The following is a 22238-nucleotide window of genomic DNA, read 5'->3' on the forward strand; positions in this document are numbered from 1 at the left end:
TAGCCATGCCCCTCTTTGACCTTCCCCTGGCCCAGCTCCGCGGCTACACCTCCGACGTGACACCGCCCAACGACCTTGCAACGTTTTGGGACACGACCATCGAAGAGGCGCGGGCCTTCCCGCTGGAGGCCGCCTTCGAACCTGTCGAGAACTACCTCACACTCATCGACACGTTCGACGCCACGTTTGCCGGTTATGGCGGGGCCCCGATCAAAGGCTGGCTGCATCTGCCGGCCAACCGCGAACCGGGTGCACGCCTGCCCGTAGTGGTCCAGTACGCCGGCTACTCCGGTGGCCGCGGCCTGGTCAACCAGGACACCCGGTGGGCCCAGGCGGGCTATGCGCACTTCATCATGGACACCCGGGGACAGGGTTACGGTGGCCTCATCGGCGACACTCCGGACCCGCACCCTTCCGCCGGGGACGTAGCCCACGCGGGCCTGATGACCCGGGGCGCCGGAAGCAGGGAGGGCTACTACTACCGGCGTGTCTACGTGGACGCCTTCCGGGCCGTGGAAGCCGCCCAGTCCCATCCCGGCGTCGACCCCACCAAGGTGGTGCTGGCGGGCGTCAGCCAGGGCGGCGGCATTGTGGTGGCCACGGCAGGCCTCGCGGCCGGAAGGCTCGACGGCGTCATCGCCGCGCTGCCCGACGTCCCCTTCCTGCAGGACTTTCCGCGCGCCATCGACATCACACCCCGCGGCCCCTACCCTGAAATCGCCCAGTTCCTTGGCCGCCACCGCGACCGCTACGATTCCATCCTCGAGGTCCTGCGGTATTTCGACGGCGTCAACCTGGCCCGCTGGGCAACGGTGCCGGCGCTCTACTCGGTGGCGCAAATGGATGACGTCTGCCCGCCGTCCACGGTCTTCGCCAGCTTCAACGCCTATGGCGGGGGAGATGCCGGTTCTTCCGGTACCGGAGCGGCCAAGGAGATCGAGGTCTACCGGTTCAACAACCACGAAGGTGGCCAGGAGCACCAGTGGATCAGGCAGCTGTTGTTCCTGCGCAAGATCTTGGGGTAGGCGTCCCGGGCAAGCCCGGGACGCCATATGACGGGGCTGATTTGGCGGTTCGGCTGGCGTGAGCCTATGGTCTTCCCATGACTAACCGTTGGTATGCGTATTTTTCGTTGGCTCTGGAGGGGCCCGCGTCTAACTGACACGCATCCAACTTTCCTTCAGAGCCAACAGGGCAGAGATTATTCTCTGCCCTTCGCCGTTTCTCCGGCGGGTTCTGAAATCCGGGCCCGCTTCCCATCTGGAACAGGACCCGAACATGAGCACCGCAACAGCAGCAGCAGCACAATCCACCTCGAACCTGCGCGTCAGCGAATTCACCCCGCTGCCCACCCCTTCCGAACTGATCGCGGACCTGCCCCTCGACGCACAGGCGGCCGCCGTCGTCGAACGCGGCCGCGATGAAGTCCGCGCCATCATGGACGGCGTGGACGACCGCCTGCTGGTGATCGTGGGCCCGTGCTCCATCCACGACCCCAAGGCCGGGCTGGAATACGCCCGCCGGCTGGTCAGCCAGGCTGAAAAGCACAAGGAAGACCTCCTGATCGTCATGCGGACGTACTTCGAGAAGCCGCGCACCACCGTGGGCTGGAAGGGCCTGATCAACGATCCGCGGCTGGACGGCAGCCACGACATGGTCACCGGCCTGCGGACCGCACGCCACTTCCTCCAGCAGGTCACCGCCCTGGGACTGCCCACCGCCACCGAGTTCCTCGAACCGATCAGCCCGCAGTACATGGCCGACCTTATTTCCTGGGGCGCCATCGGGGCCCGCACCACCGAGAGCCAGATCCACCGCCAGCTGGCGTCCGGCCTGTCCATGCCGATCGGCTTCAAGAACGGGACCGACGGCGGCCTGCAGGTTGCCATCGACGCCTGCGGCGCCGCTGCGGCAGCCCAGGCGTTCCTGGGGATCGACGGTGATGGCCGGGCCGCGCTGGTGGCCACCGCAGGCAACCCGGACACGCACGTCATCCTCCGCGGCGGACGGAAGGGCCCCAACTACTCGACGGCAGACGTCGAAGCCGCCTCCGCCACCCTGGCAGGCAAGGGACTGAACCCGCGCCTGATCGTGGACGCCAGCCACGCCAACAGCGGCAAGAGCCACCACCGGCAGGCGGAGGTTGCCCTGGAAATCGGTGCGCAGCTCGAAGAGGGTGGCCCCGCCGCACAGGCGATCGCCGGCGTCATGCTCGAAAGCTTCCTGGTGGGAGGCGCCCAGAACCTGGATGTCGTGGAGCACGCTGCGGGCCGGGACGAGCTGGTCTACGGGCAGAGCGTCACCGATGCGTGCATGGAGTGGGACGTCTCGGCGTCGGTGCTGGAGCAGCTGGCCGCCTCAGCCCGCAAGCGCAGGGGCTGACGGGGCCAACGGGAGGGGTGGGGCGCCGGGCAAATAGGGGGACCCCACTACTTTCACTTCTGCCACAGGAACATCTAGAGTATCTGGATAGGTGGTTGGTGGATGGCTCAGCATCGGAACACCGCATTTGGTACGACCCGGGGGTCCACTGTGTCCATCCGTCAGCAAAGGAAAATAGGGAAATGTCCGCAGAACAGAACTTCTCGAACGCGAAGTTCCTGACCGTGGCAGAAGTTGCCCAGGTCATGCGCGTCTCCAAAATGACCGTCTACCGCCTGGTCCACTCCGGTGAAATGCCGGCAGTCCGCTTTGGACGCTCCTACCGCGTGCCCGAGACTGCGGTGGACCAGTACCTCAGGGGCGCCGTGGTGGACGGGCAAGCAGGCACCGCCTGAGCCGGTTGCGCCGTAAATCCGGTACTTGTGCCGGTTGTCCGCGGCGGCGGTTAGATGCCGCCCCCCGGAAGCGGTACGCTGTTAAGGAACGTTTTACGTCATTGTAAGAATCTGTCAGTTGTTCAGTTCGTAGCTTTGTCCGCGGACCATTTCCATCAGACAGGTACTGCATCTAGTTTGTAAGGAACTTTCGTGGGTTCAGTTATCAAGAAGCGTCGCAAGCGTATGGCCAAGAAGAAGCACCGCAAGCTGCTTCGCAAGACCCGTCACCAGCGCCGCAATAAGAAGTAGAGATACTTCGAACAGCGTGGAAATGCCCGCCGCCTTCCAAGGTGGCGGGCATTTTCTTTTGCCCTCAGAAGCGCCGGGTTAGGCCCGGGGGCCGCGGATCCTTGCGAAGCCCTTCCAGAGGCCGTACACGGCGCCGCCCATGGTTGCAGCCTTGAGGCCGAACGTCGCAGCCCGGCGGCCGGCGCGGAAGTCGTACACCGGCCAGTTGTTGTCGCGCGCGTGGCGGCGCAGCTTGGCGTCCGGATTGATGGCTACCGGATGGCCCACCAGGGACAGCAGCGGGATGTCGTTGTAGGAGTCGCTGTAGGCCCAGCAGCGCTTGAGGTCCAGGTCCTCCTCGTCAGCGATGCCCTGCACCGCCACCGCTTTGGCAGAGCCGTGCAGGATGTCTCCCACCAGCCTGCCGGTGTACATCCCGTCCGAGACCTCGCCCACCGTTCCCAGCGCCCCGGTCAGGCCCAGCCGGGTGGAGATGACTGTCGCAACTTCAATGGGGGTGGCGGTGACCAGCCAGACGCGGCGGCCCACCCTGAGGTGCTGTTCGGCCAGCGCCTTGGCCCCGGGCCAGATCCGCGAGGCGATCATCTCGTCGTAGACCTCTTCGCCCAGCGCCTTGATGTCCTCCACTGCGATGCCGGCAGCGAGGGTGAGCGCTGAATCACGGACAGCGTGGACGTCGTCGATGTTCTCGCCGCGGGCCACGAACTTGAACTGCTTCCAGGCGAAGCCGGCTGCCTCCGCCAGCGTGAATGCCCCCCGCTGGTGCATCTTCCGGGCCACGTGGAACAGGCTGGCGCCGCGCATGAGGGTGTTGTCCACATCGAAAAACGCCGCCTCGCCCGGCTGCGGCGCAGCGACCGGCCGGGTCACAACGGCGACGTATTTCTCCTCGGGCATGGACTTGAGTCTAGTCAATCCACCGGGCGGCCGCGGTCGGCGTGCCGGGCGGGGTGTGGGCGTGCTTCAACGGCGCTACCGTTAAAGCATGCCCACACCCCATGTTGTCCTGGTCACCAAAGCGAACTGCCACCTGTGCGAAGACGCGCGCGACGCCGTCGGCCGGGTCACTGCCGCACTGGGCCTTAAGTGGAGCGAAGAGTTGGTGGACAACCAACCGGAACTGCGCGAACGCTATGCGGAGGAAATCCCCGTGGTCCTCGTGGACGGCGTGCAGCGCGACTTCTGGAAGATCGACGAAGCCCGGCTGGAACGCGTCCTGCAACGGGCCATGGCGCAGTAGGGGCGCGGTCCGACGTGACGGTACCTGCTTTGTTGGCACCGGCGATGGGGCTCTAGAGTGGAGGCACAACGCGATGCAAGGGAGGGGCTGGTGACTTCGCTGGACTCAACTCCCCAGGCCGTCCCGGACCTGCCGGACGCCACGGGTACGCCGGCCAAGCAGATTCCGCCCGCAGCGGTGGCACGGCTGACGATCTACCTCCGCGCCCTCAACACGCTCCTGGCCGACGGCATCGAGCGGGTGTCCTCCGAATCACTGGCCGAAGCCTCCGGCGTGAGTTCCTCCACGCTCCGCAAGGACCTTTCGCATGTAGGTTCCTACGGCACCCGCGGGGTGGGCTACGAAGTCCAGTACCTGAGCCGCCATATCGCAGCCGCACTGGGCCTGACGCACGACTGGAAGGTCGCCATTGTGGGCGCCGGCAACCTGGGCAAGGCCCTGGCCCGGTATGGCGGGTTCGAGTCCAGGGGATTCGACGTGGTGGCCATCTTCGACGCCGACCAGATGGTGGTGGGAAACGAAGTGGGGTGGCTGCGGGTCAGCGATGTCGCGGACCTGGAAGCGGTGTTGCACCGGACCGGGGCCAACATGGTGGTGCTGGCGTTGCCGGCATCCGTAGCCCAGGGGGTCTGCGACCGGGTCGTGGCGGCCGGCGTGCGGAGCGTCCTGAGCTTCGCCCCTGTGATGCTGCAGGTCCCCGAGGGCGTCAACCTGCGCAAGGTGGACATGGCCACCGAGCTTCAGATCCTTGCCTACCACGCACAACGGGCGCAGGCCCCGGAGCAGACTGCCTGAAAACCGGCAGGTCCGGAACCCGCGCCCGCGGGAGTGGAGCTAAGGGTCAGCGGCCGTACGGGCTGCCGAAACCGCCACCGTAAGGGTTGGCGAAGGGCTGCTGCTTCCGGAAGTACGGCGCAGCGGCCGGCAGGTACAGCAGCACAATGGCCGCGATGCCCAGGACGGTGCCGAGCGTACCGAAGGTGGGGATACCAAACAGCCCGAAGACCGACAGGCCCGCGAAGACCGTTCCCAGGATGCGTGCCCAGTTCTTGCCCTTGCGGACAAAGAAGGCCACCAGGAAGTACAGGCCGGCGCCCAGGATGGCGAATACCACCAGGGTTCCGCCAATGAAGCCCTGGACGTCGTCGTATGTCACGCCGGTGGCGCCGCTCGACTCCATCTGGTCCTCGAATGTCTGGCGGAACACGGGGTCGTTAAGCTGGCCGAGGCCCGTCAGCATGGAAATCACGAAAATGGCTGCGGCCGCGAGCAGGAGCCAGAAGGAAATGTTGACCAGCTGGGGAACCCCGTTGCTGCCGGCCGGCTGGGGCTGCTCAGAAGGGTAGGGGGACTGGCCGTACGGCGACTGGCCGAACTGCTGACCGTTACCTGGAGCGTTCTGGCCGAACTGCTGTCCGTAGCCCTGGCCGTACTGCTGGCCCTGCTGGGGTGCCTTCTGCCCGTACTGCGGGGCAGCCGGTGGCTGCGAACCGAACTGCTGGCCCTGCTGCGGCGCGTTTTGCCCGTACTGCGGAGCGTTCTGGCCGTACTGCGGCTGGTCCTGGCCCTGCTGCGGCGCGTTTTGTCCGTACTGTGGTGCGTTTTGGCCATACTGCGGGGCGTTTTCGCCAAAGCGCGGCGGCTGGTTGCCGGCATCGCCGTTGGTGTTCGAGCTGCCGGTGTTTGAACTGCCGGAGTGGGGATCGTTGGATCCCGGCGGCGGGACGGGGGGAGTGCTCATGAGCGGTCCTCTATTCATGTCGGCTTACAGGTGGGTTGCCGAGGATCGGTCCAGTGCCCCTACCCCCAGCATGACTTAAGACCACCGTACCCCCGGCCGCCGCCCTTGGGGGTCATTCGGAAGAGGTATTCCGGCGCGGACTTCCGCGGAACCAGGCCTGCGCCTTCGGCAACCACATCAGGACGGTTGCAGCCAGCGCCACCACGAACGCCACCCAGTTCCCGGCCTGGCCGGTGCCGGCGGAGCCATTCACCACGGCGAGGCCAAGGGTGATGGCCGCCAGCACAGTGAGGGCCACCCGCGCCCAGGACCGCCCTGCCTTCATCTTGAGGGCGAAGACCATCTGGGCCGCCCCCACCGCGGCGGCCAGCAGCATCAGCACCACCACGCCCATGGCAGCCGCCGGTGCCGCGGCGAACAGGACCAGCGAAGCCAGCATTCCCAGCAGGCCTCCCAGCAGGGACAGGACTCCGCCCACAAACCAGATCCAGAAGGAGACCTTCAGTTCAAGGGGCAGCCCGGCGAGGGAAAACATCGCGGCAGCCCCGCTGCGGGGAGCGCTGGGGGAGTTGCTCATGGCGTTCACTGTAGCGCCGTCGTCGTGCCTGGCCGGGCCTCACGCTCCCGTGCCGCAGGGCTGGGCCGGGAACTGCGCAAGGGGTCCTGCTTAAACGGGAAACCCCGGCCCGCCCTGAGGGCGGCGCCGGGGTTTCGCCCGAAGGATTCGCTGCTTACGCGGCGGGGGCGATGAACGCGAGTTCCAGGTTGATGGCAACCTTGTCGCTGACCAGCACGCCGCCGGTCTCCAGGACGGCGTTCCAGGTCAGGCCGAAGTCCTTGCGGCTGATGGTGGTCTCTGCGGAGACGCCGGCGCGGGTGTTGCCGAAGGGATCAACCGCCACGCCGTTGAACTCGGTTTCGAGGGTCACGGGGCGGGTGACACCCTTGATGGTGAGGTCGCCGGTCAGTTCGTAGCTGTTGCCCTTGGCCACCAGGCCGTTGGACACGAAGGACATTTCCGGGAACTTCTCCACGTCGAAGAAGTCCTCGCCCTTGACGTGGCCGTCGCGGTTGGCGTCGCCGGAGTCGAAGCTGGCGGTGTTGATGGTGGCGGCGATCTTGGACTGGGCTACGTCCTCGGCGAGCTCGAGCGTGGCGTTGGCGTCGGTGAACTGCCCGCGCACCTTGCTGATGCCGGCGTGCCGGACAGTGAAGCCGATCTCGCTGTGGGAGTTGTCGAGGGTCCAGGTGCCGGTGGTGACGTCTGCGGGAAGTGCCATGGTGTTGCTCCTAGTGTCTGCGTGCCTGCGGGATTCTGCTGTTGAAGCTTCATCGGTTGAAGTCTCAACTAACTTGCTGCATCCAGTATAAACATGCATTTGCATCTTTTGTTCCCGTCAGCGGAACATTTCTTCAAAAACTTCAGTTCTACTCTTTGTAGAAGATTTCGGATCGCAGGCCATCTTTGAGAAACTGGTAAACATGCCCCAAGCCACTGTCCATCTGCTCCGCCACGGCGAGGTCCATAATCCCGACGGCGTTCTGTACGGACGGCTGCCCGAATTCCACCTCTCCGAACTGGGGCGGGAGATGGCCCGCATGCTTGCCGGGCACTTCCGGGAACAGGCGGAAGCCGGCGCCAGGATCACCTATCTTGCTGCCTCTCCGCTGGACCGGGCCCAGGAAACGGCAGCCCCCACGGCAGAAGCATTGCGCCTGCAGATCCACACCGACGCACGCATCATCGAAGCCGAAAACTACTTCGAGGGCATGAAGGTCACCAAGGCCGAACTGCGCCGGCCGAAGCACTGGCCGCGGCTGGTCAACCCGCTGCGGCCCTCCTGGGGCGAGCCGTACAAGCAGCAGGCATCCCGCGTCATGGCGGCGGTCCAGGAAGCACGCCTGCGCGCCATCGATTTCGCCGGCGGTGACTACGGCACCAACGGCCCCGAAGCCATCATGGTCAGCCACCAGCTCCCCATCTGGGCCACCCGCCTCAGCGCGGAGGGCAAACCACTCTGGCATGACCCGCGGAAACGCGAATGCACCCTCACCTCCATCACGTCCCTGGTGTTCGACGACGACGGCAGCCTCCTGCGCGTCCAGTACAGCGAACCGGCGGCGTCCCTTCTTCCCGGTGCCGCCAGCACCCCTGGAGCCTAAGCAGTGACCCACAACAACCTGACCCCGCGCCGGAGCGTGCTGGCTGCCGGCGGCCTCGCCCTAACCGCGCTCACCATGGGACTATCGGGCTGCGCCCAGGAAGACGCCCTGGCGAAGCAGGCCAGGGCCGGGGACAACAAGAACTATGTGGCGGGCGACGGCTCCGTCACCGAGTTCGCCGTAGCGGACCGCAAGGACGCCATCCAGGTCAACGGCACCCTCTTCAATGGCACCACGGTGACCCCGGCAGACTTCCAGGGCAAGGTGACCATCCTGAACTTCTGGTTCGCCGCGTGCGCCCCGTGCCGGGTGGAAGCGCCCATCCTCGAGGAGCTCCACCAGGAGTTCAAGGACCAGGGCGTGCAGTTCTACGGCGTCAACCTCCGCGACGAGAAGGCAACCGCGGAAGCGTTCGATAAGACGTTCAACCTCACCTACCCCAGCTTCGACGACAAGGACGGCGGCGTGCTGCTGTCCGTGTCCGGGCTGGTTCCTCCCGGCGCGGTCCCCACCACCCTTGTCCTGGACAAGCAGGGCCGCGTGGCTTCCCGCGTCCTCGGAGAAATCCAGAAGGGCACCCTGAAAGCCCTGATCACCGCCGCCGTGGCTGAGTAGCGGCGGCGCGTTCCCGTGAACAGCCCCTTCGCCGAAACCATCCTGAACGGATCGATCCTGCTCGCCATCCCCGTGGCGCTGCTGGCCGGCCTGGTCTCGTTCCTCTCTCCCTGCGTGCTGCCCCTTGTCCCGGGCTACCTGGGCTACGTCACCGGGCTCAGCGGCGTGGACCTGCAGAAGCAGCGGCGGGGCCGGATGTTCCTGGGCATCGGGCTGTTCGTGCTGGGTTTCTCCGTGATCTTCGTCCTGCTGGGCGGGGCCTTCGGGCAGCTGGGCACCCTGATCACCGGCTCCCAGAACGCCTGGATCACACAGGTGCTCGGCGTGCTGGTCATCATCATGGGAGTGGTCTTCATGGGTGGCCTGGGCTGGTTGCAGCGTGACGCCAAGATCCACGCCAAGCCGCCCGCCGGCCTGTGGGGTGCGCCGCTGCTGGGCCTGACCTTCGGCCTGGGCTGGGCACCGTGTATTGGACCCACCTACTCCGCTGTCCAGCTGCTCAGCCTTTCCGGCGGCTCGTCAGCAGCGAAGGGCGCCTTCCTGGCGTTCGTCTACAGCCTTGGCCTGGGCATCCCGTTCCTGCTGATCGCGCTTGCCGTACGCCGCGGCATGGGTGTCATGGCATTTTTCCGCAAGCACCGGCTCGCCATCCAGCGGACCGGCGGAGGCATCCTGGTGGTGTTGGGTGTGCTGATGGCCACCGGCGTCTGGGGGACCTGGGTGACCGAGCTGCAGTACTGGTTCCAAACCGATGTGAAGTTGCCGATCTGATGAGCGAGCGTGTGAACGTAAAGAAGAAGTCCCCCGCCCCGGATGCGGACAAGGTGTCAGCGGCAAAGGCCGACGCCGCGCTGCCCGCGTTGGGCGCCAAGGAGATGCTGCGGTTCGCCTGGACCCAGCTGACCAGTATGCGCACCGCGCTGTTCCTGCTGCTGCTCCTGGCCGTGGCCGCGGTTCCGGGATCGCTGTTTCCGCAGCGCCCGGCCAACCCCTCGAAGGTTACGGACTACATCAGTAACAACCCGGACTACGGCAAACTGCTGGATGCCCTGCAGCTGTTCGACGTCTATTCCTCGGTGTGGTTCTCCGCCATCTACCTGCTGCTCTTCGTCTCCCTGATCGGCTGCGTGGTGCCCCGCGCCATCGCCCACTACAAGGCCATGCGCTCCCAGCCGCCCCGGACGCCCAAGCGGCTCTCCCGCCTCCCCGAGTACGGCACGCTGGTCATTCCCGCCGACGCCGGGATCCCGGCGTCGGACGCCATCCACGGCGCCGCGGGGCTGCTTCGGAAGCGCGGCTACCGCGTTGAGGTGAGGGACTACGACGGCGCGCGGCCGTCTTTGGGCGCAGAACGCGGCCTCTCCAAAGAAGTGGGAAACCTGATTTTCCACACCTCCCTGATCGGAGTCCTGGTGTCCGTGGCCATCGGCGGCCTGTTTGGCTACAGCGGCCAGCGGATCCTGGTGGAGGGCGATACCTTCGTGAACACCCTGGTGGGCTATGACCAGTTCACGCCGGGCACCAACTTCCAGTCCAGCCAGCTGCAGCCCTACTCGGTGCAGCTGGACAAGTTCGACATCACCTTTGACCGCGAATCGCAGGGCAAGATCGGCCAGCCCATCGACTTCTCGGCAGCCGTCACCACCAAGGAAAACCCTGACGCGCCCGCCAAGAAGGAGACACTGAAGGTCAATGACCCCATCACCCTGGGCGGCACCAGTATCTACCTGACCGGTAACGGCTACGCCCCGGTGGTGACCATCCGCGACGGCGACGGCAACGTGGCCATGCAGGGCCCGGTGGTGGCCAAGCTGCAGGGTGACAACTACTACTCCTCGGTGGTCATCAAGGTCCCCGACGCCAAGCCGGACCAGCTAGGATTCCAGGGCTTCTTCCTGCCGACGGAAGTACGCACCGATGCGGGCGTTTCCTTCAGCGCAGACCCCGCTCTCTACAACCCGACATTGACTCTGAACTCCTACTACGGCGACCTCGGACTCGACAACGGTGCGCCGCAGAACGTCTTCGAGATCGACGTCAAGGACCTCACGCCGCTGAACGCCCGCAACCTCGACGCCGGCGGCATCACCCTGTCACCCGGCGCCACCTACACGCTGCCGGACGGCAAGGGCTCCATCAGCTTCGACGGCGTCAAGCGGTACGTCGGCGTGGACATCCACCACAACCCCGGCCAGCTGTACGCCCTGATCTTCGCGCTCCTGGCAGTGGCCGGCCTGATCCTCTCCCTGTACGTCAACCGGCGCCGCGCCTGGGTGCGCACCGGCACGCACGACGACGGCCGGACCATGGTGGAGTACGGCCTCCTGGCCCGCGGCGAGGACCACCGCCTGGCCGGGGAAGCTGCAGCCATACGCACCCTGCTGGCCCAGGAATGGGGCCTCGCGGCCGATCCGCAGCAGGACGGCGACCGGCAGGAAGATTCCACGCAGTCCCAGCAAACTCCCAGCAGCCTCGGCGATAATGGCGCAGGCACCCCCACCCCAGCAAGCCCCGCAGGGCCCGAAAAGGACCAGTAATGCCGTTTGGAATCAACGAAACCATGGGCCAGTACAGCGAGCTCTTCATGCTGCTGGCGGCGGGCACGTACACCGTAGCCTTCATTGCCTTCGCCTGGGACCTGGCCAAGAGCAGCCGGGCACTCCAGGCCATCGACCTCAAGGCCGCACAGGCCGTGGAACCGGCCAAGATTCCCGCCGCTGTCGGCGCCGGCAACCGTGCCGAGTCCAGCGTTGGCGGGCCGGCCGGCCGGGCCGAGCGTCCGTCGTCGTCCGCGGCATCTGGCACCCCGGTGGGCGGCGGCATCGTCACCGCCGGCGCCGACATGAAATACTCCGCGGCCAGGCGCGCCCCCGCCCGCGTTGCTGTGGCCCTCACCGTGCTGGGCGCCCTGATCCATGGCGCCGGCGTGGTCACCCGGGCACTGGGAGCCGGACGCGTGCCGTGGGGCAACATGTACGAGTTCCTCACCACGGGCGCTTTCGTGGCCATTGCCGTGTTCCTGCTGGTCCTGATCCGCCGCGACCTCCGCTTCCTGGGCACCTTCGTGGTGGGCCTGGCCATCATCATGCTGGTGGCCGCTTCGGTGGCGTACTGGACCCCGGTGGGCCACCTGGTACCGGCACTGCAGAGCTACTGGCTGATCATCCACGTCTCCATCGCCGTGCTGTCCTCGGCCCTGTTCACCCTCACCTTCGCCATGTCCGCGCTGCAGCTGGTCCAGTCGCACCGGCAGAAGACCGTGGCCGCCGGGGGCGAGGACAAACTGGGCTTCATGCGCCTGGTTCCGTCAGCCCTGAGCCTGGAAAACCTGTCCTACCGGATCAACGCCATCGCCTTCATCGGCTGGACCTTCACACTCATGTTCGGTGCCATCTGGGCCGAGAAGGCGTGGGGCCGGTTCTGGGGCTGGGACACCAAAGAAGTCTGGACCTTCGTCATCTGGGTGGTGTACGCCGGCTACCTGCACGCCCGCGCCACCAGGGGCTGGACAGGAACGCGCGCGGCCTGGCTGTCGATCGTGGGCTACCTGTGCGTGGTCTTCAACTTCACCATCGTGAACCAGTTCTTCAACGGCCTGCACTCCTACTCGGGCCTCTGACACCCGTAGGGGCCACGCCTGGCTCTTGCGGCCCTGAACAGGGCTTTTGTTCGGGGTCCCGCTGAAACGCCGGGGGGCATCCCCGGTAAATAACCATTCGATGTAGCAACAGGGCTGTTCCGGGTCCTGTTGGTGATGCTACTTTGGTGACGTTCGCCTGTGATGAAGCTTGCTGGCGAAACACCAGTTTTCCGAGGTAGCAATGACCTACGTTCTCGCCGTAGACGTCGGGACCAGTTTCACCGCAGCCGCGGTTGTCCGTTTCAACCAGGGAGTTCCACCCGTCCCGGAGTGCCTGCCGCTGGGCCTTCGGGGCACCGCAGTGCCCTCCGTGGTGTACTACCCCGAGCAGGGCCCCGTCCTGGTGGGGGAGGCAGCTGAGCGCCGCGGGCTCGCAACGCCGGAACGCGTTGTGCGGGAGTTCAAACGCCGCATCGGCGATGCCGTGCCCATTGCCCTTGGCACCCTGTCCGTCCGCCCCGAAGAGGTCTTCGCCACCGTTGCCCGCTGGGTGGCGGACCGGGCGGCCGAGCGCGAGGGGGCAGCGCCGTCGGACATCATCCTCACCCACCCGGCAGCGTGGGGCAGCCACCGCACCTCCGCGGTCCTGGAAGCGCTGGCGGTCAAGGGCCTGCATAATGTGACGCTCCTGGCCGAACCGGAGGCCGCGGCGCTGCACTACGCGTCCCAGGTGCGGGTTGAGGAAGGCAGCACCATCGCCGTCTATGACCTCGGCGGCGGCACGTTCGATACCGCCGTGCTGACCAAGGCGGGCGATGACCGGTTTGCAGCAGTGGGGCGCCCGGAGGGCATTGACGACCTCGGCGGCGCGGACTTCGACGCCGCCGTGTTCCGTTACGTCGCCGAACACACCGGGGGAGCCCTGGCGGACCTGGACCCTGCGGACCCGGACGTCCTGGCCGCCCTGTCCAGGCTGCGGCGCGAATGCGTGGAGGCCAAGGAAGCGCTTTCATCGGACAGCGAGACCACCATCCCGGTGTTGCTGCCGGGCTACCAGCAGCAGGTACGCCTGGTCCGGTCCGAGTTCGAAGCCCTGATCGAGGAACCCGTCCGGGAAACAGTGGATGCGCTGGAGGAATCGCTCGCGCAATTGAAGCTGGCTCCGGCGGACCTGACCGCCGTCCTGCTGATCGGCGGTTCATCGCGGATCCCACTCGTGGCGGAGCTCATCTCCGAGCAGCTGGACCGCCCCATCGCCGTGGACGCCGATCCCAAATCGTCCATCTGCCTTGGTGCAGCGGTATCAGCTGTGCTTTCCCGTGGGGCCGCGGAGCGTGCCGCGGCTCCTGCTTCTGAGGACGCGCAGCTGCCGGCACCGGCGTCCGGCGACGAGCCGCTGGACACCGGTGGACACGTTCCCGCGCGGCTGGCCAGCTGGTCCCGGAAGGGTACGACGGCGGCCGGCGCCTTTGCAGCGCTGGGGCACGGCCCGGGCCACAGCCACGGCGGGGCGCACGCGCCGAAGCCGACGGTGCGGCTCACCGCCATCGCGGCTGCGGCCGCCCTGTTCACCGTGCTGTCCGCCACCGCTGCCCAGAGCCCGGGCGGCTTCAGCGACCTCACATCGGTGTTTGTTCCCCAGGCCGGCGCCGACAGCGGCCCGCCGGCCCAGGCGGGCGGGACCGGATCGGTGACCGGTGGCGGAGGTGCCGCGGCCGCGGGCGCTGCCGGTGACGCCCAGCCGCTGGCAGGCATCGACGCCGGCGTACAGAAAAGGAAGTCCGACGCCGGTCCCGGCCTGAACGTTGAGGCCTCACCAACCAGCAAGCCATCCGCAGCGGCTACCAAGGCTCCGGACGGCTCGCCGGGTCCTGCAGCGGGCGGACCGGCCCCGGCCGCGGGAACAGGCACTGTACCCGGGACCACGGGAGGCGGCACGGGCTCCGGAACCGGCTCCGGAACCGGCACGGTTCCTGCCGTGACGCCCACCCCGGGAGCCGGGACAGTGGATCCGGCCCCGGGTACGCCGGCACCTGTTCCCACCGACCCCGCCACCGTGGTGCCCGTCCCCGGTCCGACGACGAATCCGCCGCTGCCGGATCCGACCACGAATCCGCCGTTGCCGGACCCGACGACCAACCCGCCGGCGCCGGATCCCACCACGAATCCGCCGGTGCCGGACCCGACGACGAACCCGCCTGCGCCCGAGACACCGGCACCCAGCAGCGCTCCCGTGCCGGACCCCACACCTGTTCCGGATCCCGCACCTACCCCTGCCCCCGGGGCCGAGCCTCCCATCACGGATCCGGCGGCCTAGGATGGCAAGCTTCCAGTCGCGGCCCCAGGATGCGGCGCAACTCCTGGACACCCGGCTCAACCATTCGGGACTTAACCACGGGGAACCCTCGCCCCACGCTGCCGAGGCCATGGCCCGGCAACTCAAAGGTGAGAACGCCGCCGTCCGGGAACTGCTCCTTGCCTTGTCAGTGGGCTTCGTCCTGCCCGGACCCCTCCCCGCAGACCTGGAGCGCAGGATCGGCGCCGGAGAGGTGGAAAGCCTTGATGTGCTGATCGGCCAGGCCGAGCAGGCAGGATTGTTGACGGACGGAACGGTAGCCGGGCCCGCCACCAACGCCTTGCTGGCGGCAGCGCCCACGTCCAAGGTGCATGCACTCCAGCGTGAACTGGTCACCCACTACGCCGCGGACGGCCAGCCGCTGGGCGACTTGGCCCGGGAGTTTGCCCGCGGCGGCCTGGCTGACCAGCGCGTGGCCGCGGAACTTGAACATACTGCGGACAAGGCCCTCGAACACGACCCGGCCCTGGCCTGCAGGCTCTACGACGAAGCCCTGCTGGCGGGAGCGGACGAAACCGCAACCGCTGCCCGCCGTGCCCAGGCGGCTGCCGCCAATGGCGACCTGGACTCGGCCACCCGGATCATCGACACCCTATTGGTGAGCGTCGACCCGCCTGACGTCCGCCGGGGGGTGGACGTGGCGGCCGCGGTCTGGGCGCACAGGGGAATGCTGGCGCGGAGTGCCGATGCCTACAGCTGGCTGGGCGCTCCCAGGCTGGGGTCCTCGGCGCCGCTGGCCGCAGTCGCGATGGTGGGTTGCGGCAACCGCGCCGACGCGGATGCACTGTTCCGGGCCGACTCCGCACCGGAATCGCCTACGCTGCTGGCAGCCGCGCTGGCCGGCACGGGCAAGGGGATACTGGAATCCCTCGCCGACGTTCCGCAACAGGCCCTTCCCATCCTGATCCACGCCTCAGACATGCTGAATGCGGCCGGCTCTGCGCTGCCGCTGCCGGACACCCCTGCTGCCCTGGCCGCGCTCCTGGCCCTCCACAGCGGGGAACCCTACCTGGCGGAGACTGTGTGCCGGGCAGCCGCCGCTGCGGGGCAGGGCGGGAACGCGGCAAAACCGAGGCTCTTCCTGCTCCAGGCGTGGTCTGCCATGCAGCAGGACAAACTGGAGGACGCACGGCTCTCCGTCAACGAAGCGTCCAAAGCCAACCATTGGCCCCTCGTTCCGCGTGACGAGTTCCTGCGCGCTGCGCTGGAAGTGGGGCTGGCCAGGCGCAACGGCGAAATTGCGGAACTGGTGCTGGCCTGGGAACGCGCCCGTGAGGCGATGCTGCACATCTCGGTTGACCTCTACAGCCTGCTGCCGTGGGGTGAACTGGTAATCACCGCTGCCCGGCTCCGGGAGACCAGGCGGATCGCCCACTACTTCGACGAGGCAAACCAGTTGCTCGAACGGCTGGGAAGCCCGCCGCTGTGGGCCGTGCCGTTCCACTGGGCCGCGGTGCAGGCTGCGCTCCTCAGCGAAAACCCCGCCGCACTTGCGCCCCATGCGACGGCCCTGGCCCGGGCTGCCAGAAACAGCCACCTTGCCACCGTGCTGGCCGGCGCCGGTAAAGCCTGGGTTTCCGTCCTTGCCGGTTCTTTCCAGCCCGCCGATGTGGAAGCGGCGGCACGGGGCCTGGGCCGGATGGGCATGCCCTGGGAAGGTGCCAGGCTCGCCGGCCACGCGGCCGCGCGCGCTGTGGAACGCAAGGACATGGTGCGCCTGCTGTCCTGTGCCAGGGACCTCCACCCGCAGGGAAACGCACCCGGCAACGGGAGCGCCGGAACAGCCGAACCGCGGGCAGCGGCCACAGCCGAGTCCGGCAACGGCCTGCACCCGGACGGCTCGGGCCTGAGCGAGCGGGAAAAAGAGGTGGCACGGCTGGTCCTTGAGGGCAAGACCTACCGCGAGATCGGCGAGGCCATCTACATTTCTCCGCGCACCGCCGAACACCACATTGCCCGGATGCGGCGCCGGCTGGGGGCGGAGAACCGGTCGGACCTCCTGGCCCGGCTGCGGCTCGCCCTGGCCGCCAAGAATCCCCCGCAGGAGTAAACCCCTAATGCCCCTAACGGACGGCAGCGCTGTTCCCCGGCGGTGCACCGGCCGGTAGGGGGAACCGGCCCGATGCCCGGGCCGGTATGGGGCCCGTACGTTGGTTCCAACCCGGCAACGATGCCTGGTGATCCGCAATACAGAGAAGATTGAGGACCACGAAATGACACTCGCAAATGATCTCGTCCAGTTCCTGATGAGCCTCTTCGGCGACCGCCAGGCGGCCCAGGAATTCCTGGACGATCCGGAGCGCGTCCTGGAAGACCACGGCCTGGGCGGCGTGTGCTCAGCTGACGTGGATGCCGCAATGCCCGTAGTGCTGGACTACGCCCCCATCGCGGTCAACGCTTCCCGCTTCGACCGCGAGTACAGCACCGGCGGCAACAGCGCCGACACCGGCCACAACGGCGGTGGCGGTGGCGCAGTAACCCCGCCCCCGGCCGGCGGCGATAACGGCGGACACCACGACCATGACCACGATGACCACGGGCACGCGATCCAGCAGCTGCACCACATCGTGAACAACTACTCCTACACCTCCACGGTGGATGACCGGGACAACATTGTCGACCAGTCCGTGAACCAGAACATCTGGGCCGACGGCGACGTCAAGCAGTGGTTCGACAACGATTCCGTGATCGCCTCCGGCGACCGTTCCATCGCTGCCGGTGACGATGCCGACGTGGACGATTCCAACAACATCGAGGACTCCTACAACGACAACTCGGACAACTCGACGGATAACTCCACCGACAACTCCGTCCGAGCCGGCGGCGACGTCAACATCGGCAACGAAGAGACGGACATCGACGACTCCTTTAACACCGACGTGGACCTCGACGTGGACGACTCGTTCAACGACAACTCGGATAATTCCGACAACTCGGACAACTCCACCAACGGCTCATACAACGACAATTCCGACAACTCGGACAATTCGGACAACTCGGATAACTCCACGGACATCGACGTCGACCTGGACAACGTGGGGAACACCACCAGCACCGACAATTCGGACAACTCGATCAACACGGACGTGGACATCGCCGATTCCTTCCAGGACAACTCGGACAACTCCACCAACCTGGATGTCGACCTGGACAACGTGGCCAACACCACTACCACCGACAATTCGGACAACTCCAGCAGCGCCACCGATAACTCGGACAACTCGATCAACACGGATGTGGACGTTGAGGATTCGTTCCAGGACAACTCGGTGGAGGTGGAGGATTCCTTCCAGGACAACTCGCTGCAGGTCGAGGACTCCTTCCAGGACAACTCCGAGATCAACACCGACATCGAAGTAGAGGACAACACCGTGATCCTCTAGGCCCGGTCCGGGCAGAAAGCCCGGCAGGAGGGGAAACCCTCCTGCCGGGCTATGCCCGGCTTAGCCCGCCTTCCAACCCGGAGCCCGACGCAAAGGACACACTGTGGCAGAAGCAGGACTGGCAAAACCAACACCGATGACAGCGGGACAGCTGATCAAGCTGGTGGAGCACGGCCTCCAGTTGGCCCAGACGGCAGACCGCGCCGACCTCCGCAAGCGCCTGGAGCAGGCCGCGGGACGGCTGCGGGACCCGAGTGTCCGTGTCATCGTGGTGGGGGAGTTCAAACAGGGCAAGAGCAAGCTGATCAACGCCCTGGTGAACGCGCCGGTGTGCCCGGTGGACGATGACATTGCCACCTCAGTGCCCACAGTGGTCCGCCACGGCGAACCGGCCTCGGCAGCCATCCTTGTTCCCAAGGCGGATTCCGACGGCGGCGAAGAGGGAAGCGTTGAACGCCAGCCGATCCCCATCGAGGACATCGCCGCGTACGTTTCCGAGCAGGGCAATCCCGGCAACAGCAAGAAACTGGTGGCCGCCGAGGTGTACCTGCCGCGGAAGATCCTCACCGGCGGGCTGACGGTCATCGACTCACCGGGTGTGGGCGGCATGGGATCCTCGCACACGCTCACCACCTTGACGGCCCTCCCAACGGCCGATGCCATGCTGCTGGTTTCCGATGCCTCGCAGGAATACACCGAACCCGAGCTTCGCTTCCTCCGCCAGGCAATGCGGATCACCCCCAGCGTGGTGGGTGTCCTGTCCAAGACTGACCTCTACCCGGAGTGGCGGCGTGTGGCGGCCATGGACCGGTCCCGCCTGGACACCGTTGCACCGGACATCCCGCTCTTCCCGGTGTCCTCGGACCTCCGGCTCGAGGCCAGCCGGCTGCAGGACGCCGAGCTGAACGGCGAGTCCGGGTTCCCGGCACTGGTCCGGCACCTGCGCAACGAAATCGTGGGCAAATCGGAGCGGCTCCAGCGCCGGCACGTTAGCCAGGACCTGCTCTCGGTCACCGAAAACCTCCGGCTGTCCCTGCAGTCCGAACTCGATGCCCTCGAGAACCCCGCCGGCACACCCCGGATGATCGCGGGCCTGGAACTGGCCAAAACCGAAGCCGATGATCTTCGGAAGCGTTCGGCCCGCTGGCAGGTCACACTCAGCGACGGCATCAGCGACCTCATTGCGGACATGGAGTACGACCTCCGCGACCGGCTCCGCCGGATCCAGCGGGAAGCCGAGGCCGCCATTGACCATGGCGATCCCGGGCCCACGTGGAACGAATTCTCCAAGTGGCTGGAGGAATGCTCCGCCGCAGCCATCTCGGACACCTTCGTGTGGACCAGCGAGCGGGCGCACTGGCTGGCCTCGCAGGTGGCCGAGCACTTTGCCGCCGACGAGGTAAGGATCCCGGCCCTGAGGGTTTCCGACACCGGCGACGCCCTGGACCCCGTGGAGGAGATGCCGGCCCTTGACCCTGGCCGCATCAATCCCATGCAGAAAGTCCTGATCGGCATGCGCGGTTCGTACGGCGGTGTGCTGATGTTTGGCCTGCTGACCGGCATCTTCGGCATGGCGCTGATCAATCCGCTGTCCGTGGGCGCCGGCCTGCTGCTGGGACGCAAGGCCTACCGGGAGGACCGGGAAGCCCGGCTCAAGCGGCGGCAGGGCGAGGCCAAAGCTTTGGTCCGGCGCCAAATCGACGACGTGACATTCCAGGTGGGCAAGCAGCTCAAGGACCGCCTGCGGCTGGTGCAGCGGTCCATCCGGGACCACTTCACCGAGATCGCAGAGGAGCACCACAGGTCGCTGTCCGACTCCGTGGCCGTGGCGCAGAAGGCAGCCACCACGTTCACCCTGCAAAAGGACGTCCGGATCAGGGACATCAAGGCCGAACTCAAGAAGGTGGACGCCCTGCACGCGGCAGCGGCCGCGGTGGCGGCTGAAGTGGCCGCGTCCCGGCCCCTCGCGCCGGTAGCGGCCGGATGACTGCGGATACCGTTGCCGGGGCCGCCGGCCTGGTCCGGGACGCCCTGGACGTCTACGCTGACGACGCCGCTGCCGTGGCCCTGCTGCAGGGGTACGGGCAGCGGCTGGCAGAGCCCCTCCGCATTGCCATCGCCGGCATGGTCAAGGCCGGCAAGTCAACGCTGCTGAACGCCATCATCGGCGAGGAAATCGCGCCCACGGACACCGGCGAGTGCACCCGGATCGTCACGTGGTACCGGTATGGCCGGACACCCAGGATCATGCTTCACCCGCGGGACGGCGAACCGCGTCCGCTGCCGCTGAAACGCGTGGACGGGCGGCTGGTCTTCGTCCTGGGTGATGTCCGCGCCGAAGACGCCGAGCGGCTGGACGTCGAGTGGCCCTCGCCCACGCTCCGGGCCATGACACTGATCGACACCCCCGGCATCGCGTCGCTCTCGGAGGATGTGTCAGCCGTGGCGACCGGATTCCTTACTCCTGCGGATACGCCGTCGCAGGCCGACGCAATCGTATACCTGATGCGGCATATGCATGCTTCGGACCTGCGGTTCCTGGAATCATTCAAGGACACCGAGTCAGGCAGGTCCGGCACCGTCAACGCACTGGCCGTGCTGTCCCGGGCCGATGAGGTGGGCGCCGGCCGCATTGACTCGCTGCTCTCAGCCGGAGATATCGCAGAACGGTACCGGCGCGACCACAACCTCCGGAAGCTCGCGCTGGGGGTGGTTCCGGTGGCGGGCCTGCTCGCCCAGACCGCCCGCAGCCTCCGGCAACAGGACTTCGCCTCACTTCAGCTGCTGGCGGGGCTGGACCGTGCGGCCCGCGAAAAGATGATGCTCTCGGCGGACCGGTTCCTCCGCGGCTCCGAACCCGAACGGCTGACATCCGAGGCCAGGGCTTCGCTGCTTGCCAGGTTCGGTCTGTTCGGCATCCGGCTTGCCGTGGTCCTTATCCGCAACGGGTTCAATGAACCCACCCCCCTGGCCCACGAACTTGCCCGGCGCAGCGGACTGGATCCGTTGCTGGAACTGCTGGAACGGCAGTTCCAGGCCCGCGCCGGGGCCCTCAAGGCGCGTACGGCGCTGGTGGGGGTCGAGGCGCTCCTGCGGTCCAGTCCGCGCGAAGGGACGGAAGAACTCGCCGGCTCCCTTGAGCGCCTTCAGGCCAATGCCCATGAATTCCGCGAACTGCGGCTGCTGGCAACACTGCGGACCACCGGTGTGTCCCTGAAATCCGATCTTGCCTCCGACGCCGAACGCCTCGTCGGCGGACTGGGTGCCGCCACCCACGTGCGGTTGGGCCTGGAGGCGGACGCCACGCCGGATGAGCTTTCCGACGAGGCCCGGCGGTGCCTGCTGCGGTGGCGGGCCCTTGCCGAGAATCCGCTCACGGAACGCTCGGCCATCGACGCCTGCCGTGTGGTGATCCGCAGCTGCGAGGGCGTGCTGGCGGAGTCAGCAGCTCTTCAGCGGCAGCGCACCGCCTAGCGGTGGACTGTTCGGCGGCTCTTCAGCCAGGCGTTGGAGGCCGGGAGGAACAGCAGGACCAGCCCCACCAGCGTGAGGAGCAGTTGGGCTCCCCAGAGCAACATGACGTAGTTGGCACTGTCACCTTCCGGCATCAGGAACGCCGTGGCGAGCAGCGTTGCCACGGCATGCACCGCCAGCAGCGGGACCAGCGCCCAGCGTGCCCAGCCGTGCCGTGCCAGGACCGCGCCGAGGAGGGCGGCCTCGAGAAGGATCACCAACAGGAGTGCCCCAACGCTGCCCCAAAAAACGATTCCGCTGGCGGTGCTGACGGCCTCCGCATCCCCGCCGGGGGCCATCCCGTCCACCACCGAGCGCAGGCGCTCCAGATGCCCGTCGCGGCTGAGGAAAGACCCCACCAGGACGCTCAGCCCCGCTACGAAACTGAGGAGCCACAGGGCCCGGGCAAGCCGCACGGCACCGGGGACGGGAGGGGCGACGGCGATGGGCGCCGGGGCCGCGTAGGAAAGGCCTGGCCGGGGCGGCGGCGAAGGTTGGGCGTCTGGCCCTGACGGCGGGGCTGTACCGGTGGGCGTGGTGCGCAGCCGTTCTTCTCCGTCAGGGTCGTAAGCCATGGGC

21 protein-coding genes are annotated in these 22238 nt (G+C 67.0%); 16 read left to right on the forward strand and 5 right to left on the reverse strand.

All coding sequences use genetic code 11. The features are described from left to right. Positions 1–5: 5 nt before the first annotated feature. The 4 genes from OVA06_RS02980 (at position 6) to OVA06_RS02995 (ending at position 3068) form a co-directional block, all read left to right on the forward strand. Complete coding sequence (locus OVA06_RS02980; RefSeq protein WP_268156195.1) at positions 6–1025, forward strand: acetylxylan esterase; 1020 nt, start codon at positions 6–8, stop codon at positions 1023–1025. A 253-nt stretch (positions 1026–1278) separates the two neighbouring features. Continuing rightward, on the forward strand, positions 1279–2382 hold the full coding sequence (locus tag OVA06_RS02985) for a 3-deoxy-7-phosphoheptulonate synthase (RefSeq protein ID WP_015938257.1): 1104 nt from the start codon (positions 1279–1281) through the stop codon (positions 2380–2382). 182 nt (positions 2383–2564) lie between these two features. Continuing rightward, a complete protein-coding gene (locus OVA06_RS02990; RefSeq protein WP_268156199.1) occupies positions 2565–2777 on the forward strand; it encodes a helix-turn-helix domain-containing protein in 213 nt (70 codons plus the stop codon). Positions 2778–2969: 192 nt separating this feature from the next. Continuing rightward, positions 2970–3068 (forward strand): 30S ribosomal protein bS22, encoded by a 99-nt coding sequence (locus OVA06_RS02995; RefSeq protein WP_003792170.1) that lies wholly within the window; start codon positions 2970–2972, stop codon positions 3066–3068. A gap of 78 nt (positions 3069–3146) precedes the next feature. Here the strand turns inward: OVA06_RS02995 and OVA06_RS03000 are convergent, their stop codons facing one another. After that, positions 3147–3965: an HAD family hydrolase gene (locus OVA06_RS03000; protein WP_056076270.1), complete on the reverse strand. Its 819-nt coding sequence runs from the start codon at positions 3963–3965 to the stop codon at positions 3147–3149. An 88-nt stretch (positions 3966–4053) separates the two neighbouring features. On the opposite strand from OVA06_RS03000, the gene OVA06_RS03005 reads away from it, so the two are divergent. Then, positions 4054–4308: a glutaredoxin family protein gene (locus tag OVA06_RS03005; RefSeq protein ID WP_056076266.1), complete on the forward strand. Its 255-nt coding sequence runs from the start codon at positions 4054–4056 to the stop codon at positions 4306–4308. A 90-nt stretch (positions 4309–4398) separates the two neighbouring features. After that, positions 4399–5103 carry a redox-sensing transcriptional repressor Rex gene (locus tag OVA06_RS03010; RefSeq protein WP_056076263.1) on the forward strand — a complete coding sequence of 235 codons (705 nt, stop codon included), beginning with the start codon at positions 4399–4401 and terminating at the stop codon, positions 5101–5103. A 46-nt stretch (positions 5104–5149) separates the two neighbouring features. Here OVA06_RS03010 and OVA06_RS03015 read toward each other — a convergent pair whose 3' ends face one another. The 3 genes from OVA06_RS03015 to OVA06_RS03025 form a co-directional block, all read right to left on the reverse strand. Further along, positions 5150–6049, reverse strand: coding sequence for a hypothetical protein (locus tag OVA06_RS03015; protein ID WP_268156202.1), 900 nt, complete (start codon positions 6047–6049; stop codon positions 5150–5152). Positions 6050–6161: 112 nt separating this feature from the next. Next, a complete protein-coding gene (locus OVA06_RS03020; RefSeq protein WP_261620222.1) occupies positions 6162–6626 on the reverse strand; it encodes a hypothetical protein in 465 nt (154 codons plus the stop codon). Between the two features lie 154 nt (positions 6627–6780). Beyond that, a complete protein-coding gene (locus OVA06_RS03025) occupies positions 6781–7329 on the reverse strand; it encodes a YceI family protein (protein WP_056076251.1) in 549 nt (182 codons plus the stop codon). 202 nt (positions 7330–7531) lie between these two features. Here OVA06_RS03025 and OVA06_RS03030 point away from each other — a divergent pair, with 202 nt between their 5' ends. The 10 genes from OVA06_RS03030 (at position 7532) to OVA06_RS03075 (ending at position 21620) form a co-directional block, all read left to right on the forward strand. Continuing rightward, on the forward strand, positions 7532–8212 hold the full coding sequence (locus tag OVA06_RS03030) for a histidine phosphatase family protein (protein WP_261620221.1): 681 nt from the start codon (positions 7532–7534) through the stop codon (positions 8210–8212). A gap of 36 nt (positions 8213–8248) precedes the next feature. Beyond that, positions 8249–8827 carry a TlpA family protein disulfide reductase gene (locus OVA06_RS03035; protein ID WP_261620232.1) on the forward strand — a complete coding sequence of 193 codons (579 nt, stop codon included), beginning with the start codon at positions 8249–8251 and terminating at the stop codon, positions 8825–8827. A 15-nt stretch (positions 8828–8842) separates the two neighbouring features. Further along, complete coding sequence (locus tag OVA06_RS03040) at positions 8843–9598, forward strand: cytochrome c biogenesis CcdA family protein (protein ID WP_015938247.1); 756 nt, start codon at positions 8843–8845, stop codon at positions 9596–9598. Continuing rightward, a complete protein-coding gene (gene resB / locus OVA06_RS03045) occupies positions 9598–11364 on the forward strand; it encodes a cytochrome c biogenesis protein ResB (protein ID WP_268156206.1) in 1767 nt (588 codons plus the stop codon). The genes OVA06_RS03040 and resB overlap by 1 nt, the downstream gene beginning before the upstream one ends. Next, positions 11364–12446 (forward strand): c-type cytochrome biogenesis protein CcsB, encoded by a 1083-nt coding sequence (gene ccsB / locus OVA06_RS03050; protein WP_268156208.1) that lies wholly within the window; start codon positions 11364–11366, stop codon positions 12444–12446. The genes resB and ccsB overlap by 1 nt, the downstream gene beginning before the upstream one ends. A gap of 202 nt (positions 12447–12648) precedes the next feature. Next, positions 12649–14724: an Hsp70 family protein gene (locus tag OVA06_RS03055; RefSeq protein ID WP_268156210.1), complete on the forward strand. Its 2076-nt coding sequence runs from the start codon at positions 12649–12651 to the stop codon at positions 14722–14724. Position 14725: 1 nt separating this feature from the next. Beyond that, the gene (locus OVA06_RS03060; RefSeq protein WP_268156212.1) at positions 14726–16813 is read left to right on the forward strand and encodes a LuxR C-terminal-related transcriptional regulator; all 2088 of its coding nucleotides are present in this window, start codon (positions 14726–14728) and stop codon (positions 16811–16813) included. 163 nt (positions 16814–16976) lie between these two features. Further along, complete coding sequence (locus tag OVA06_RS03065) at positions 16977–18146, forward strand: IniB N-terminal domain-containing protein (protein ID WP_268156214.1); 1170 nt, start codon at positions 16977–16979, stop codon at positions 18144–18146. A gap of 136 nt (positions 18147–18282) precedes the next feature. Continuing rightward, positions 18283–20133 carry a dynamin family protein gene (locus tag OVA06_RS03070; RefSeq protein WP_268160608.1) on the forward strand — a complete coding sequence of 617 codons (1851 nt, stop codon included), beginning with the start codon at positions 18283–18285 and terminating at the stop codon, positions 20131–20133. Further along, on the forward strand, positions 20130–21620 hold the full coding sequence (locus OVA06_RS03075; RefSeq protein WP_268156216.1) for a dynamin family protein: 1491 nt from the start codon (positions 20130–20132) through the stop codon (positions 21618–21620). Before OVA06_RS03070 ends, OVA06_RS03075 begins: the two co-directional genes overlap by 4 nt. On the opposite strand, the gene OVA06_RS03080 is transcribed toward OVA06_RS03075, so the two are convergent. Next, positions 21617–22234: a hypothetical protein gene (locus OVA06_RS03080; protein WP_268156218.1), complete on the reverse strand. Its 618-nt coding sequence runs from the start codon at positions 22232–22234 to the stop codon at positions 21617–21619. The genes OVA06_RS03075 and OVA06_RS03080 overlap by 4 nt on opposite strands. Positions 22235–22238: the final 4 nt, after the last annotated feature.

The sequence above is a fragment of the Pseudarthrobacter sp. SL88 genome (assembly GCF_026672455.1).
In the GTDB taxonomy this organism is placed as follows: Bacteria; Actinomycetota; Actinomycetes; order Actinomycetales; family Micrococcaceae; genus Arthrobacter.

Excerpts from the sequence above, each read along its gene's own strand:
- OVA06_RS03000 (WP_056076270.1), bottom strand. The coding sequence starts at position 3,965 with ATGCCCGAGGAGAAATACGTCGCCGTTGTGACCCGGCCGGTCGCTGCG.
- OVA06_RS02990 (WP_268156199.1), top strand. The coding sequence starts at position 2,565 with ATGTCCGCAGAACAGAACTTCTCGAACGCGAAGTTCCTGACCGTGGCA.
- OVA06_RS03030 (WP_261620221.1), top strand. The coding sequence starts at position 7,532 with ATGCCCCAAGCCACTGTCCATCTGCTCCGCCACGGCGAGGTCCATAAT.
- OVA06_RS03020 (WP_261620222.1), bottom strand. The coding sequence starts at position 6,626 with ATGAGCAACTCCCCCAGCGCTCCCCGCAGCGGGGCTGCCGCGATGTTT.
- resB (WP_268156206.1), top strand. The coding sequence starts at position 9,598 with ATGAGCGAGCGTGTGAACGTAAAGAAGAAGTCCCCCGCCCCGGATGCG.
- OVA06_RS03055 (WP_268156210.1), top strand. The coding sequence starts at position 12,649 with ATGACCTACGTTCTCGCCGTAGACGTCGGGACCAGTTTCACCGCAGCC.
- OVA06_RS03015 (WP_268156202.1), bottom strand. The coding sequence starts at position 6,049 with ATGAGCACTCCCCCCGTCCCGCCGCCGGGATCCAACGATCCCCACTCC.
- OVA06_RS02985 (WP_015938257.1), top strand. The coding sequence starts at position 1,279 with ATGAGCACCGCAACAGCAGCAGCAGCACAATCCACCTCGAACCTGCGC.
- OVA06_RS03060 (WP_268156212.1), top strand. The coding sequence starts at position 14,726 with ATGGCAAGCTTCCAGTCGCGGCCCCAGGATGCGGCGCAACTCCTGGAC.
- OVA06_RS03065 (WP_268156214.1), top strand. The coding sequence starts at position 16,977 with ATGACACTCGCAAATGATCTCGTCCAGTTCCTGATGAGCCTCTTCGGC.
- OVA06_RS03070 (WP_268160608.1), top strand. The coding sequence starts at position 18,283 with ATGACAGCGGGACAGCTGATCAAGCTGGTGGAGCACGGCCTCCAGTTG.
- OVA06_RS03075 (WP_268156216.1), top strand. The coding sequence starts at position 20,130 with ATGACTGCGGATACCGTTGCCGGGGCCGCCGGCCTGGTCCGGGACGCC.
- OVA06_RS02980 (WP_268156195.1), top strand. The coding sequence starts at position 6 with ATGCCCCTCTTTGACCTTCCCCTGGCCCAGCTCCGCGGCTACACCTCC.
- ccsB (WP_268156208.1), top strand. The coding sequence starts at position 11,364 with ATGCCGTTTGGAATCAACGAAACCATGGGCCAGTACAGCGAGCTCTTC.
- OVA06_RS03025 (WP_056076251.1), bottom strand. The coding sequence starts at position 7,329 with ATGGCACTTCCCGCAGACGTCACCACCGGCACCTGGACCCTCGACAAC.
- OVA06_RS03005 (WP_056076266.1), top strand. The coding sequence starts at position 4,054 with ATGCCCACACCCCATGTTGTCCTGGTCACCAAAGCGAACTGCCACCTG.
- OVA06_RS03080 (WP_268156218.1), bottom strand. The coding sequence starts at position 22,234 with ATGGCTTACGACCCTGACGGAGAAGAACGGCTGCGCACCACGCCCACC.